Annotated in this window: 12 protein-coding genes, 2 riboswitches and 1 other annotated feature; of the genes, 2 read left to right on the plus strand and 10 right to left on the minus strand. The window is 54.1% G+C overall.

Translation table 11 applies throughout. From position 1 onward, the window contains the following. Positions 1-40: 40 nt before the first annotated feature. Positions 41-212, minus strand: a riboswitch (Lysine riboswitch). A gap of 65 nt (positions 213-277) precedes the next feature. From zupT to murB, 10 genes are all read right to left on the minus strand, one after another. Then, complete coding sequence (gene zupT / locus OCV31_RS05030; protein ID WP_148473173.1) at positions 278-1072, minus strand: zinc transporter ZupT; 795 nt, start codon at positions 1070-1072, stop codon at positions 278-280. Between the two features lie 124 nt (positions 1073-1196). Next, on the minus strand, positions 1197-1709 hold the full coding sequence (locus OCV31_RS05035) for a folate family ECF transporter S component (RefSeq protein WP_148473175.1): 513 nt from the start codon (positions 1707-1709) through the stop codon (positions 1197-1199). A 28-nt stretch (positions 1710-1737) separates the two neighbouring features. Then, a riboswitch (THF riboswitch) is annotated at positions 1738-1833 on the minus strand. 40 nt (positions 1834-1873) lie between these two features. Beyond that, the gene (gene pyk / locus OCV31_RS05040) at positions 1874-3619 is read right to left on the minus strand and encodes a pyruvate kinase (protein WP_148473177.1); all 1746 of its coding nucleotides are present in this window, start codon (positions 3617-3619) and stop codon (positions 1874-1876) included. A gap of 8 nt (positions 3620-3627) precedes the next feature. Further along, positions 3628-4587: an ATP-dependent 6-phosphofructokinase gene (locus OCV31_RS05045; RefSeq protein ID WP_148473179.1), complete on the minus strand. Its 960-nt coding sequence runs from the start codon at positions 4585-4587 to the stop codon at positions 3628-3630. Between the two features lie 3 nt (positions 4588-4590). Further along, a complete protein-coding gene (locus OCV31_RS05050) occupies positions 4591-8025 on the minus strand; it encodes a DNA polymerase III subunit alpha (protein ID WP_148473181.1) in 3435 nt (1144 codons plus the stop codon). Positions 8026-8073: 48 nt separating this feature from the next. After that, positions 8074-8334 (minus strand): HPr family phosphocarrier protein, encoded by a 261-nt coding sequence (locus OCV31_RS05055; RefSeq protein ID WP_148473183.1) that lies wholly within the window; start codon positions 8332-8334, stop codon positions 8074-8076. Position 8335: 1 nt separating this feature from the next. After that, entirely contained in the window at positions 8336-9280 is a 945-nt protein-coding gene (whiA, locus tag OCV31_RS05060; protein ID WP_148473186.1) for a DNA-binding protein WhiA, read from the minus strand. Positions 9281-9307: 27 nt separating this feature from the next. Beyond that, positions 9308-10318: a gluconeogenesis factor YvcK family protein gene (locus OCV31_RS05065; RefSeq protein WP_148473188.1), complete on the minus strand. Its 1011-nt coding sequence runs from the start codon at positions 10316-10318 to the stop codon at positions 9308-9310. A 1-nt stretch (position 10319) separates the two neighbouring features. Next, the gene (gene rapZ, locus OCV31_RS05070) at positions 10320-11156 is read right to left on the minus strand and encodes an RNase adapter RapZ (protein WP_108831764.1); all 837 of its coding nucleotides are present in this window, start codon (positions 11154-11156) and stop codon (positions 10320-10322) included. Next, complete coding sequence (gene murB / locus OCV31_RS05075) at positions 11153-12040, minus strand: UDP-N-acetylmuramate dehydrogenase (protein WP_148473190.1); 888 nt, start codon at positions 12038-12040, stop codon at positions 11153-11155. The genes rapZ and murB overlap by 4 nt, the downstream gene beginning before the upstream one ends. 111 nt (positions 12041-12151) lie before the next feature. Beyond that, positions 12152-12383: a binding site (T-box leader), on the plus strand. A gap of 56 nt (positions 12384-12439) precedes the next feature. Between murB and OCV31_RS05080 the strand changes: the two genes are divergently transcribed. Together OCV31_RS05080 and OCV31_RS05085 are read left to right on the plus strand one after the other, a co-directional pair. Next, positions 12440-13480 (plus strand): methionine ABC transporter ATP-binding protein, encoded by a 1041-nt coding sequence (locus OCV31_RS05080; RefSeq protein ID WP_148473193.1) that lies wholly within the window; start codon positions 12440-12442, stop codon positions 13478-13480. Then, positions 13480-14145: a methionine ABC transporter permease gene (locus OCV31_RS05085; protein ID WP_148473195.1), complete on the plus strand. Its 666-nt coding sequence runs from the start codon at positions 13480-13482 to the stop codon at positions 14143-14145. The genes OCV31_RS05080 and OCV31_RS05085 overlap by 1 nt, the downstream gene beginning before the upstream one ends. The last annotated feature ends 14 nt before the right edge of the window (positions 14146-14159 follow it).

Here is a 14159-nt window from a genome sequence, read left to right on the forward strand (position 1 = left end):
ACCATGACTCTTGATTATTTCACGAGAATAAAAACTCAAAAGGCACGATAGCTCTCCGTTCCGTAGAACGACAGTACGCAGGATATTCTCCTACGTCCCGGTGATAGCGACTTGTGGACACAAGCGACTAACCCTCGGCACGTCACCCTTTCACGATCATCCATTGACCGGAGATGATCCTTACTGATGTGAAGTGCGCCTCTATCATGTGGATTCGATTGTTGAGTATGAGTATAGCACACCAAAAAGGAATGTCAAGGAAAAAAACAAATTCTTTTTATAAAATAATTAAACTCGCGCCCATGACCATCATGCCGAAGATCAGCCCCAACAAAGAAAGGTGGGTCTCGCCGTAGGCGCGAGAGGCGGGCAAAAGCTCGTCGAAGGAGATCAAGACCATGATGCCCGAAATGGCGCCAAAGACCACGCCGAAGAGGGTGGGCGTGAGAAATGGCCGCAGCAAGAGATAGGCCAAGAGGGCGCCCACCGGCTCCGAGACGCCGCTTAAGAAGGTAAGCCACAAGGCCCGCTTCTTATCTCCCGTGGCGAAGTAAATGGGCGCCGCCACGCCGATGCCTTCGGGAATGTTGTGCATGGCAATGGCCACGGCGATGGAAAGGCCCATGGCAGGGTCCATAAGACTCGTCATAAAGGTGACCATCCCCTCGGGAAAGTTGTGGATCCCGATGGCGACGGCGCTTTTCAGTCCCACTTTCTCCAGAGCCAGCTCGTGGCTCCTCTCTTCCATTTCCTCTTCGGTTTTGATTTCGTGGGGCTCGTCAGCTTCCGGCACCAAGTGGGATATGATGCCGAAGACGGCCATGGACCCAAAGAAGGATGCCAGCACCATCCACTGAGCCTGTTTGTCTGCCATGGTCTTCATAAAATTTTCCTGCGCCATGGGCATCATTTCCATAAAGGAAATAAAAATCATGACCCCGGCGGAAAAGCCCAGGGCGGACGAGAGAAATTTCTTGTTGTCCGACTTCGACACAAAGACGATCAGGGCGCCGAACATGGTGGCGAGACCGGCCAAGGCGGAACTTACAAAAGCAACTGTTACATTGGACATACTAACTCCTATTTCTATTTACGGCATGCGCCGAAAAGACATCGTAATGCTAATTATTTTACCACATTTGCCGTCTTTTCCATAAAAAAAGCCCGCCACCGTTTTTCGATGGCGAGGCGCTTATTTAACGAAACAGCCGAGCGGCTTCGTCGACGAGCCGTTTTAAAATCAAGGCTTGCACGACGATTTTTATGACAAGCATCAGACCTTGGAAGGGAAGTTTTGCCGCAAACAGGGGCCCGTAAGGGCTGCCCGTGAGCATGTGCACCCACACGGTGCCCAGGCAAACATTCACCACCAATGTGGCCACCACATTGGCCAAGATGATGCGCTTCAATGTCAGCTCTTTTTTGTAGAAGAAATAGCCGTAGATAAATGCGCCTAAAAAGGCGTTAAAGGTGAATCCCGGAAAATAGGGCCCGGTGGGCTTGGTAATAAAGCCCAAAATATCGGCCACAGCTGCCGCAATCCCTGAAGGGATGGGTCCCACGACCGCCGAAGCCAAGGTGACGGGAATAAAGGAAAAGCTGATTCTCTGCACACTGCCCAGATCAATTCCCAAGGTGCGTGCAAAGACGATCTGCAGCGCCACCATCACCGCCAAAAAGGCTAGTTTCTTCGTATTTAATTGTTTCATTTTTCCTCCTTAAGCTGCTTAAGAGGACAGCAGCGGATGCGACAAAAGATAGCGAGCCTCTTCACTCTTCGTTTGAGAGCAACTTCCCATCTCTCAACACTTAACGCCTTTTGTCTACTCTACTTACGAAACAATTATAATCATTTGCCGCTGTTCATGCAAGGCTACTTCGTGCGCACATTCCCCAAGAAGATTTCCCCGGTATCGGCGTTCATGGTAATGACGTCGCCGGATTTCAGGCCGTCGGTAATTCCCTTGCAGCCCACGATGGTGCACTTGCCCAGGGACAAACCGGCGATGGCCGAAGGGGAGGTGAGGCCTTCTTCTTCGGAGATAAAGCCGCCGGCCCGGGCTAAATAGGGGGCCAGGGCCTTTTCATAGCTTTTCGCCACGATAATGTCTCCGTCAGTGAAGTCCCGCATATAAGCGCCATCTTCGGAGACGATTCTTGCCCGCGCGGTCTTTCGGCCCATGACGATGCCCACGCCTTTGTGGAGCGTCGAGGCCACTTGATGGACCTTCACAACATTGGTGCTGCCGGCCACCCCTTGGGGAATCCCCGCCACCATGACGATTAAATCCCCTTCTTTAATGAAGCCTGCCCGCTTCACGATTTTCGCCGTCTCTTCGAAAATTTGCTGTTGATTGATCGCACCCTTGACGCCGGTGACGCCCCACTGCAGGCTCATTTGCCGGAGCACGGCGTCGTCTTCGGTGACGGCAAAGACGTCGGCTTTCGGGCGAAACTTCGCCAGATTTCTCGAGCTGTATCCCGTGGCCGTGGCAATGACGATGGCATCGGCGGAAATTTCTTCCGCCATTTCTACGGCATGGCGCACGATGACATTGGTGGTGTTTCGCTTAAACTGGCTGCCCTTGTTCAAAATATGTTCGTAATCCAGGGCGGCTTCCGTAAAGGCGCAGACCTTGGCCATGGTCTTCACGGCTTCCACCGGGTATTTTCCCCCGGCGGTTTCTCCCGAGAGCATGACGGCGCTGGTGCCGTCGATAATGGCGTTGGCTACATCCCCCACTTCCGCCCGGGTGGGCCGGGGATTTCGAATCATGGAATCCAACATTTGCGTGGCGGTGATCACGGGAATCCCTTCGTCGATGGCCCGCTCGATTAATTGCTTCTGCACCAGGGGCACCCGCTCCGTTTCGATTTCCACGCCCATGTCGCCTCTGGCCACCATAATGCCGTCGGCAAAGGAGGCAATTTCATCCATATTGTCGATGCCCTCTTTGTTTTCGATTTTCGCGATGACCTTAATGCTTTCGCCGCCGTGGCTTTCCAGGACATTGCGAATGGCAATGAGGTCGTCTTTTTTTCGAATAAAGGAGGCGGCGATGAAGTCTACCCCTTCCTCGATGCCGAAGCGAATGTCTTCCACGTCTTTTTCCGTGAGGGCCGGCAGCTGAATGGAGGCTCCGGGGACGTTGATTCCTTTGTGGTCCTTAATCACGCCGCCGTTTAAGACTTTCGTGTGAATGGTCGTATTTTCGATGCCCACAACTTCAAGGGCCATAAGCCCGTCGTCCAGCAAGATGACCTGCCCCGGCGCCACGTCTTTGTAAAGACGGTCGTAGGTAATGGAAACGCCCGTCTCGTCTCCTTCTTGTTCGTCTGCGTAAAGGGCGAAGGCCGCCCCTTCGCTTAAAGTGGCCTCCCCATCTTTAAAGGTGACAGTACGAATCTCCGGTCCCTTCGTATCCAGCATGAGGGCGACGGGCAGATTCATTTCCTCCCGCACTTTTTTTATCCGATCCATGGTTTCCTTGTGGCTCTTATGATCGCCGTGGGAGAAATTTAAGCGACACACATTGACGCCCTCGGCGAAGAGGGCCCGCAAGGTGGCCTCGTCCCAAGACGCCGGGCCGATGGTGGCTACGATTTTTGTCTTTTTCATCGTCCCTCCTAAATCGAAATTTTATCCAGTAAGTGGTACATGTCGCGGTCGAAGGTTTTTTCCACGGCCAGGGCCTCTTCCAGATCCATGGCCTTGAGCTCCCCGTGAATCAACCCGAGGGCCAAAGATTTCTTATCGCCGCGGCAGTAAGTGATTGCCTCGGCCCCTAAGCGGGAGGCATTGATGCGGTCGGCGCCGGTGGGGATGCCGCCCCGCTGGACATAGCCCAGCACAGTGACCCGCGTCTCGATGCCCGTGGCCTCTTCCAGATCTTTCGCTAAGGCGAAGGCGGAAAGCTTGTCTTCCGTAAGAAGAATAATGTGATGGCGCTTGCCGCGAAGCTTGCCGGCGAGCATTTTTTTCTTCACGCCGTCGAAATCGAAATCCACCTCGGGCAAGATCACGCTTTCCGCCCCGCCGGCGATGCCCGCGTAAAGGGCCAAATCGCCGCAGTGCCTGCCCATGACCTCCACAATATTGGCCCGCTTGTGGGCGCTTGAGGTGTCGCGAATCTTTCCGATGGCGTCCAATATGGTTTCGATGGCGGTGTAAAAGCCGATGCTGCCGTGTTGGTAGCCCAAGTCGTTGTCAATGGTGGCGGGAATGGTGATCACCGATTGGCCCAACTTCGACAGAGCCAGGGCCCCGTGCATGGAGCCGTCGCCGCCGATGACCACCAAATGCTCGATGTTCATGGCGTCCAAATGCTTTTTAGCTTCAATTAGCCCTTCTTCCGTGCGCATTTTTTCCGAGCGGCTCGTGCCCAAAATGGTGCCGCCCTTGTGAATAATGTCGGCCACGGAAGACAGGTCCATGTTCATGGCGTCCTCGTTAAAAATGCCGGTGTAGCCGTTTCGAATCCCCAGCACCTCTTTGTTTTCGTACACCGCCGAGCGCACCAACGCCCGTATGGCTGCGTTCATGCCCGGCGCGTCGCCGCCGCTTGTCAATACTCCTATGGCCATAATGCCTCACTTTCTGATTACATCCTTCTCGGGATCCACGTATCGGCTCAGATCCCGAATCAATTCGTCGTCGCAGTTCACCGCCAGGCGTTTCGGAAGGCCCAGGGCTTTTTGCTCATCGGTAAAGTACAAAATCACGGGAAGGGCTCCTCTGTGGTTCTCCAGCACGCCTTCGATGTCTTTTTGAAGGTCGCGGTTTTTCAGGCGGATAAAGAGCTTCTCCTCCGCCTCCACATCTTCCAGAGGACGAATGGATTCCACCAATACCTTACCTTCTTCCACCTCGCTCCCCTCGATGCGGCCCGTAACGGTAATGAGTTTGCCCTCTTCAAAGAGGCCCGGGGGCAGGGCGGCGTAGACTTGGGGAAAGACCACGAGCTCGATGGTGCCGTAGAGATCTTCCAAAATGCCGAAGGCCATCATTTTATTTTTCTTCGTCACCAAGGTTCTCGTCTCTCGCAACATCCCGCCCAAGGTGCGATTAAATAAAACATCCGTGGTTTCCAGGGCCTCTTTTATATCCGCCGTATCCGTATTGGTTTGGCGCTTTAAGCTCTTCGTGTAAGCTTCCAGGGGATGGCCCGAGACGTATATGCCCAGCACGTCCCGCTCGTATTCCAGCTTCTGCTTCTGATCGTAATCCTTGAGCTTCGGAAGCGCTTCGTCCATGGCGGTTTCCGTCTGTTGAAACAAGCTCACCTGGCCGGGGATGTTTCGTTTGTTTTCTCCCTGAATCTGATCCATGAGCTTGTCGTATACGGCCAGGTACTGGGGCCTGTTGCCCCCGAGGCTGTCGAAGGCGCCGGCCTTAATCAAGGATTCCATGCTGCGCTTGTTCATGGCGCCGGGGGCCGCTTTATCCACCCGGCGAATAAAATCCGTCATGGAGGTAAAGGGTCCTTCGCCCCTGGCCTCTTCTATGGCGCGGACGAAATTGGCCCCCACGTTTTTAATGCCCTTCAGGCCGAAGCGAATGGCTCCGTCTTCCACATTGAATTTCAAATAGCTCTTGTTCACATCCGGCGGCAGGAGGGAAATGTTCAGCCGCTTTACTTCCTCGATGTACATGCGCATGTGATCCGTATTGGACATAAAGGAGGTGATCTGGGCCGCCATAAATTGCGCCGGGTAGTAGCGCTTCAGCCAGGCCGTGCGGTAGGCCACCACGGCGTAGGCCACGGAGTGGGATTTGTTGAAGGCGTAGTTGGCGAAGTCGATCATGAGATCGTAGATCTTGTCGGCACTGGCCTCGTCCACGCCGTTTCTCAGGGCGCCGGCCACGTCCACTTCCCCGTCGTCGTTTAAGCTGCCGTAAATAAAGTTTTGTCGCTCCTGTTCCATAACGGCCATTTTCTTTTTGCTCATGGCCCGGCGCACCAAGTCCGCCCGGCCCAAGGAATAGCCGCCGACTCGGCGCACAATTTCCATGACCTGTTCCTGGTACACGATGCAGCCGTAGGTTTCTTCCAAAATATCCTTTACCGCTTCGTGGGGATAGGTGATCTTCGAGGGATCGTGTTTCGATTCCACAAATTTCGGAATCTGATTCATGGGCCCCGGCCGAAACAGGGCGTTGGCCGCGGCGAGGTCGGCGAATTTCGTGGGCTTTAATTCCTTTAAAAAGGCCCGCATGCCCCCGCTTTCAAATTGAAACACGCCAAGGGTTTCCGCCCGCTGAAAGAGCTTCAGCACCTCGGGATCGTCGTAATCCATGGCATCGAAGTCGATTCTCTTCTCAAAGTCCCGCTCGATAAAGGCCAGGGCGTCGCGAATCACCGTGAGGGTCCTTAGGCCCAAAAAGTCCATTTTTAACAGGCCCAGCTCTTCCAGCTCGATCATATTAAATTGGGTGGAGATGATCTCGCCGTTTCGCGTCAGAGGCACGTAGTCGGTCATGGGGTTTTGACTGATCACCACGCCGGCGGCGTGGGTGGAGGTGTGCCGGGGCACCCCTTCCAGGCGACGGGCCAAATCCAAAAGCCGGTGCACGTCCTCTTCTTCGTCGTAGGCTTTTTTCAGCGACGGCGAAATTTCCAATGCCCGATTCAAGGTGATGTTTAATTCGTTGGGCACCTGCTTCGCCACAAAGTCCACGCGGCCGTAGGGCAGATCCATGACCCGGCCCACGTCGCGAATGGCGGCCCGGGCGCCTAAGGTTCCGAAGGTGACGATTTGCGCCACATGGTCTTCCCCGTACTTGTCGATGACGTAGTCGATGACCTCTTCTCTGCGCTCGTAGCAGAAGTCCACGTCGATATCCGGCATGCTCACCCGCTCGGGATTTAAGAAACGCTCGAAGAGCAGGCCGAACTTCAACGGATCCACGTCGATGATCTCGAGAGCATAAGATACCACGCTACCTGCCGCAGATCCCCTGCCCGGGCCCACTTCGATGCCGGAAGCGCGGGCGAAGGCGATGAAGTCCCACACGATAAGGAAGTAATCCGTGTAGCCCATGGAAAAAATCGTGTCTAATTCAAATTCTACCCGATTGCGCACGGCCTCATTCACTTCGCCGTAGCGCTTCACGAGCCCCTCTTCCACCAATTCCCGCAAATAGCCTTCGTTGGTGTAGCCCTCCGGCAGTTCGAAATGGGGCAAATGCAGGTGGTGAAATTCCAGTTCCACATGGCAGCGGGCGGCGATTTTCGCCGTGTTCTCCAAGGCCTCGGGGGCGTAGGGGAAAAGTTCCGCCATTTCCTCCGGGCTCTTGACGTAAAATTCGTCGGAAGGGAAGCGCATGCGCTCCTCTTCGTCTAAAATCGACGCCGTTTGAATACACAAGAGGGCGTCGTGGGCGTCGGCATCTTCTTTATTTAAGTAGTGGCAGTCGTTGGTGGCGACAAGATCGATCCCCGTCTCCTTGGAAAGGCGCAGGAGCTTTCTGTTCACTTCTTTCTGCTCCCGCATGCCGTGGTCCTGAAGCTCCAAAAAGAAATTGTCTTCGCCGAAGATTTCTCGGTAGCGCAAAGCCGCCGCTTTGGCTTCGGCCTCGTCGTTTTGGAGAAGGGCCTGTTGCACCTCCCCGCCTAAGCAGGCGGAGGTGGCGATAATCCCCTCGCTGTGCTTTTTCAAATCCTCCATGTCCACCCGGGGCTTGTAGTAAAAGCCGTCCACATAGCCCGTGGAGACGATGGCCATTAAATTTTCCCAGCCCACCTGATTTTCCGCAAGAAGAATCAGGTGGTAGCGCCGATTGCTCTTGTCCGTCACGGATTTATCCTGTTTCGTGACGTAGACCTCGCAGCCCAAAATCGGCTTCACACCCGCCGCCTTCGCCGCCTTGTAAAAGGCCACCATGCCGTACATATTTCCGTGATCCGTTAAGGCCACGGCATCCATGCCCATGGCCTTGACCCGCTCGGGAAGGTCGGCGATTTTCGTGAAGCCGTCTAATAGCGAATACTCCGAGTGCAAATGCAAGTGTACGAAAGATCCCATAGTCGTCCTCTCTAAATAAAAAAAGAGCTGTCGAAAAGGCCAGCTCTTTTAATTTAATTGATTTTCTACAAATTCAACCATGCCCTCGACGGCCTTGTCCTCGTCCTTGCCTTCGGCCCGCAGGATAATCTCTTGACCCGAGAAAATACCCAAGCTCATAATGCCGATAATGCTTTTGCCGTTGACCTCTTCGCCGTCGCGAATAATCGTAATGTCCGATTCGTACTGATTGGCCGCCCGAACGAACATGGCCGCCGGTCTGGCGTGCAGACCCTCTTTGTTTTTAAGTATTACCTTGGACTCTTTCAATTTATTCTCCTCTCAGCTTTTCCGCCAGCTCGTGTATTTTTTTCAGGCGGTGATTGACGCCGCTTCTCGACATTTTCGGTTCCATCATTTCGCCGATCTCCGCTAAACTTGCCTCGGGATGGTTCATGCGACAGGTGGCCACGGGGATGAGCTCCTCGTCTAAGGCCGAAAAGCCCACGGTCTTTTGAATCAGCTCGATGTCTCTCATCTGCCTCGATGCCGCGTTCACCGTCTTGGAAAGATTGGCCGTTTCGCAATTCACCAGGCGGTTCACATTGTTCCTGACGTCTTTCACCACCCGAGTGGATTCGAATTCCAATACGGAGCGGCTCGCGCCCATAAATGCCAGAAGATCGGAAATTTTTTCCGCCTCTTTTAAGTAAAGAATGTAATCGTCTTTTCTGTAAATGCCCTTGGCCGAAAAACCTACCCGCGAAAGCCATTTGTTTATATCGTCACCGTGGGTCTTGTCGTGAGAAATCATCTCCAAATGATACCTCTTCGACGGACTGGTCACGGACCCCGCCCCTAAAAAGGAGGCGCGAATGTAGGCGCGGATCGACTGTGCATCTCGCAAGAGCGCCGGATCCACGGCGTAGTGCATTTGAAAAACATTGTCGGGACGAAGGAAATCGCTATCCATAAGAAGAGCACGAACCGATCCTTCGTCGGTCATGCGTATGCGGTACTGTTTGTTTTTCTTTAAATACATGTTTTGCGTCGCCGCCACTTCCACGTCGCTGCCGAAGAGCCGCTTGATGGCGGAGAGGATGCGCCGGGCCACGGAGGCATTCTCCGTGTGGAAGGAAAGATCGATTTTCAGCCCTTCCCTCAGGCGAATCACGCCGCAGGTGCGCACATAGGCCGCAAGCTCCGCGTGAAGAATCGCCATGTCTTCCATGGGCACGCGGGCCAATTCATTTTTTACATCTTTCGAAAAACTCACAGTCTCCTCGATTCTACTCCCTCTCTATTATAGAGCAGTTCTTCTTTCCTTGCAATGGATTTCCCGATAACGGTCGCATAAGCTTAAAAGTCGTTGGGCTACGGCGAGGCCGTCGTGGCGAATGAGCTCGCCCCCTGTGGCCATAAAGGCCCCTTCCTCCACGTCGACTCCGCGGGCCGCGAGGACTTTTCGCTCCTCGTCCGTTAAATAAATGGGCCGCACGCCTTCTTTGCGGGCGTACTTTTCGAGAAGCTCCGGATCCGTTTTTGAATCGTTTGCAAGAATGCAGGTCACCGGCCTCATAAGGCCGTGGGCTTTTAATGCGTCCAGGTGGTCGATGAGGCCCATGCCCTCGGTCTCGCCGTGCTGCTCCATCATATTGGCCACGTAAACCAAAGGCGCCGGGGATTCGTTCAGGGCCCGGGCCACTTCCGGCACGAGGAGATTGGGAATCAAAGACGTATACAAGCTCCCCGGCCCGAGGACCAAGAGATCCGCCGATAAAATTTCCCCGATGCAATCGCCGTTGGCCCGAGGTGCCCGCGGTGCCAATTCGATGGAGGTAATGGCCGCGTCGTTTTCGTAGGCGTAGCGGGGAATGGCGGACTCGCCGCGAATGCTCGCCCCATCGGTGTAATGGCCGATGAGGGCGATGGATTCTTCCGTCACGGGAAGCACCCGCCCGGTGATCTTTAATACTTCCGCCGCTTCCTTCACCCCTTCGGCGAAGCCGCCGTAAATATCCGTGAGGGCCGTAATAATTAAATTGCCCATGTTTTGATCTTTCAAATTTCCGTCTTGAAAGCGGTACTGCAAGAGGTTTTTCAGTGACGGCTCCGCATTGGCGAGGGCCACCAAACAGTTGCGCACATCCCCCGGAGGCAACATGCCGTAATCCCTACGAAGCATGCCGCTGCTCCCGCCGTCGTCGGCCATGGTGACGATGGCCGTAATGTCGTCTGTGAAGCGCTTTATCCCCCGCAAGATAACGGAGATGCCCGTGCCGCCGCCGATGACTACAAATTTCGGATCGCTCATGCTACACGCCTAAATCCCTGTGGCCGACGATGACCCCGTAGCCCGCCTCGCGCAGAGCCTCACCCAGTCTCTCCGTCATGGCCACGGAGCGGTGAAAGCCGCCGGTGCATCCGATGCCGATGGTCAAATGCTCCTTCCCCTCCGCCACGTAATCGTCGCCGAAGGTCTTCATGTAGTTGACGATAAAGGCGACGAAGTCCTCCGCCTTTTTCTTCCCGAAGACGTAGTCGCGGGTTTCGGGATTCAGGCCGTTTTTCGCCTTCAGTTCGCTGACGTAATAAGGATTGGGCAAAAAGCGCATGTCGAAAACCAAATCCGCCTCTTCCAAAATGCCGTTTTTAAAGCCGAAGGAGATCACGGAGATGCCCAGCTTTCCCCGCTCCTCGATTAAAATGCTCTTCAGGCGAATTTTTAAATTATAATTGGTCATCTTCGACGTGTCAATAATGTGATCCGCCCGAGCGCGAAGGGGCTCCATGCGCCGCTTTTCCTCTTCGATGCCCTTGGCGATGGAAGAGCTCAGGGGATGAGGGCGGCGCAGTTCCTTGAAGCGCTGAATCAGCACGTGAGGATCCGCCTCTAAATAGATCACGGTGACATCGTCTACTTCTTTGTCCAGGGTTTGAATGGCCACGTCCAGCTCGTTAAAAAACAGGCCGCTTCGTATGTCTAAAACCAGGGCCACCAAAGGCATTTGGGCCTCTTCCACCATTTCGATAAATTTCGGAAATAAGGCCGGCGGCAAATTGTCCACGCAGTAGTAGCCCAGATCCTCCGCCGCCTTCAAGGCTTGGCTCTTGCCGGCGCCGGAAAGGCCCGTCAAAACTAAAAGTTTCATTCCGTCTCTCCCAATACTTTTACTTCCGTCTCCAATTCCACGCCGTGTTTTTCGTACACCGCCTCCTGCACCGTGCGGATGAGCTCCACCACGTCCTTGCAGGTGGCGCCGCCCGTGTTAATGACGAAGCCGCAATGCTTTTCGGACACTTGGGCGCCGCCGTGCTTCAGGCCTCTTAGTCCCGCCTGGTCGATGAGCTGCCCGGCAAAGTAGCCTTCCGGACGCTTAAAGGTGCTCCCCGCCGAGGGATATTCCAGAGGCTGCTTCGAGAGGCGGCGTTGCCACAATTCGTCCATGCGGCTTCGAATGGCCGCCTCATCCCCCGGCTTTAAGGCGAAGGTGGCCTCTAAAACCACGAGCTTTTCGTCGTAGACGCGGCTGTTTCTGTAACGAAAGTCCATTTCATCTCCGGGAATCACTTCCGTGGTGCCGTCGTGGTGCATGACCTTTACCGATTCCACCACATCCTTCATTTCTCCGCCGTAGGCGCCGGCGTTCATGGTCATGGCACCGCCCACGGCTCCGGGAATGCCGTGGGCAAATTCCAAGCCCTCCAAAGAAGCCCCACAGGCCGCTTCCGCCACTTTTCTTAAAGAGGCGCCGCTTTGGGCGATGACACGGGTGCCGTCCACCTTCACGTCGGAAAAATAATTTTCCAGGCGAATCACCGCCCCGCGCATCCCTTTGTCGGAGACCACCATATTGGTGCCCTTGCCCATAACCATCCAAGGCATGTTTTCTTTTTGAACCGCAGCGATCACTAGGCGAAGCTCTTCTTCGGTGCGGGGCTCGATAAAGTAATCCACGGGCCCGCCGATTTGAAAACTGGTCACTTCCTTCATGGGATAGTGCTCGATGATGTGTTCTCTTACCAATTCGTCCATGTATCTAAACTCCTTTGTTTTTTATTTCTGTAAACCTATTGTACCAAAGAAATGCAAAGAAAGTTCAAAAAAGGGGGTTGACAAGTGGCGGAGGTCCTTGTTAGAATTGTGCCAACGAGTTTGACGAGGAGAGTATCTCGAAGGGATCGAACTACAGAGAAGCTTCATTTGGTGAGAGAAGCGTTTTGGTTTTCGAGTGAACATGGCCTCTGACTCTAAGGGTCGATACGAGATTCTTACAGGTGCGCCTGTTACAGCGCCGGAGTATGATGGTACTCGTTGAGGTGTAAATCGCGAGGTTTACATAAATAAAGGTGGTAACACGATTTCTATCGTCCTTTTTTCCCATGCGGAAAGAAGGACGTTTTTTTATTTTCATTTTGAACGAGGAGGTTCATCGTGATCGACTTGAAACATATTTCCGTGGTCTTCGAAAAAGACCGCAAGCGCTTCACGGCGGTGGACGACGTGTCCCTCAAGGTGGATGAGGGCGATGTCTTCGGCATCGTCGGCTATTCCGGGGCGGGGAAATCCACCCTGGTTCGCACCATAAATCTCTTGCAGCCCCCTACATCCGGAGAGGTCATCGTGAGCGGCGAAGACCTAACCAAGCTTCCCGTAAAGGAGCTGAGAACGCGCCGCAAAAAAATCGGCATGATCTTCCAGCACTTTAATCTGATGAACGCCCGCACCATTTTAGGCAATGTGCTCTACCCCCTGAAAGACAGCACGCTCTCCGACAGGGAGAAGGAGAAAAAAGCCATGGATCTTTTGCGGTTGGTAGGCATCGAAGAAAAGGCCCACAGCTATCCCCGGGAACTTTCCGGCGGACAGAAACAGCGGGTGGCCATCGCCCGGGCTCTGGCCAACGACCCGAAGATTCTCCTCTGCGACGAAGCCACCTCGGCCCTGGACCCTCGCACCACCACATCCATTCTCCATCTATTAAAGCGGCTGAATAAGGAGATGAACTTAACCATCGTCCTCATCACCCACGAAATGCAGGCGGTGAAGGAAATTTGCAACAAAGTCGCCGTCATGGAATCGGGGCGGGTGGTGGAATCCGGTTCCCTTATCGACATTTTCGCCAATCCCCAAGAGGAAATTACCCAACAGTTCGTAAACACCGCGAGCCACTGGGACGAAACCATCGACAAGCTCAAGGACCACGGCTACTTCAATGCCGACGATCCCACCAGCGAGCTTATCCACCTGCGCTACATCGGCGCCTCCGCCACGAACCCGGTCTTAAACGACGTGTTTACGAAATTCCACGTCAAGACCAATATTTTGTCCGGGAGCATCGAATTTTTGGAAGATGTGCCCTTCGGCAACCTGGTGGTGCTCTTTGAAGGATCCCCCGACGCCATTAAACAGGCGAAGCAATACATGATCGATCAAAACGTCGACCTTCGCGTCGTCGATAAGGAGGTGATTTAATGGACTTTTTTGCCAACGCCATCGCATCAAAGCAAGATTTTATTACGGAGACAGGCGCCACCATCTACATGGTCGTGGTTACGTCGATTATCGCCGGCATCATCGGCATGTTAGGCGGCCTGGCTCTGACACTCACCCAAGAAGGCGGCCTGTGGGAAAACCAAAAAGTGTATTGGGTCTTGGATAAAGTGGTAAACATCTTCCGCTCCATTCCCTTCATTATATTATTGGCCCTCATCTCCCCCGTGACCCGCGCCATTGTGCATACCACCATCGGCAACACCGCCGCCATCGTGCCCCTCGTCGTAGGGAGCGCCCCCTTCTACGCCCGGCAAATTGAAAACGCCTTGGCCGAAGTGGACAGCGGCATCATCGAAGCGGCGAAATCCATGGGGGATTCCCCGGCGAACATCGTCTTCGGCGTCTATTTAAAAGAAGGCCTTCCCGCCATCTTGCGGGCCAGTGCCATGACCATCATCAGCCTCATCGGCCTCACCGCCATGGCCGGCGCCGTGGGCGCAGGGGGCCTTGGAAACCTGGCCATTACCCGCGGCTACAACCGCTACCAAAACGACATCATCATCGTTTCCACCATCCTCATTTTAATCTTGGTATTTATTACCCAGGGCATCTTTAACCTGTGGGTAAAGAAAGTACAACACTGAAAGAAATCACTTTA

It is taken from the genome of Aedoeadaptatus acetigenes (assembly GCF_025566985.1).
Lineage (GTDB): Bacteria > Bacillota > Clostridia > Tissierellales > Peptoniphilaceae > Aedoeadaptatus > Aedoeadaptatus acetigenes.

Excerpts from the sequence above, each read along its gene's own strand:
- zupT (WP_148473173.1), bottom strand. The coding sequence starts at position 1,072 with ATGTCCAATGTAACAGTTGCTTTTGTAAGTTCCGCCTTGGCCGGTCTC.
- OCV31_RS05035 (WP_148473175.1), bottom strand. The coding sequence starts at position 1,709 with ATGAAACAATTAAATACGAAGAAACTAGCCTTTTTGGCGGTGATGGTG.
- pyk (WP_148473177.1), bottom strand. The coding sequence starts at position 3,619 with ATGAAAAAGACAAAAATCGTAGCCACCATCGGCCCGGCGTCTTGGGAC.
- OCV31_RS05050 (WP_148473181.1), bottom strand. The coding sequence starts at position 8,025 with ATGGGATCTTTCGTACACTTGCATTTGCACTCGGAGTATTCGCTATTA.
- OCV31_RS05065 (WP_148473188.1), bottom strand. The coding sequence starts at position 10,318 with ATGAGCGATCCGAAATTTGTAGTCATCGGCGGCGGCACGGGCATCTCC.
- rapZ (WP_108831764.1), bottom strand. The coding sequence starts at position 11,156 with ATGAAACTTTTAGTTTTGACGGGCCTTTCCGGCGCCGGCAAGAGCCAA.
- murB (WP_148473190.1), bottom strand. The coding sequence starts at position 12,040 with ATGGACGAATTGGTAAGAGAACACATCATCGAGCACTATCCCATGAAG.
- OCV31_RS05085 (WP_148473195.1), top strand. The coding sequence starts at position 13,480 with ATGGACTTTTTTGCCAACGCCATCGCATCAAAGCAAGATTTTATTACG.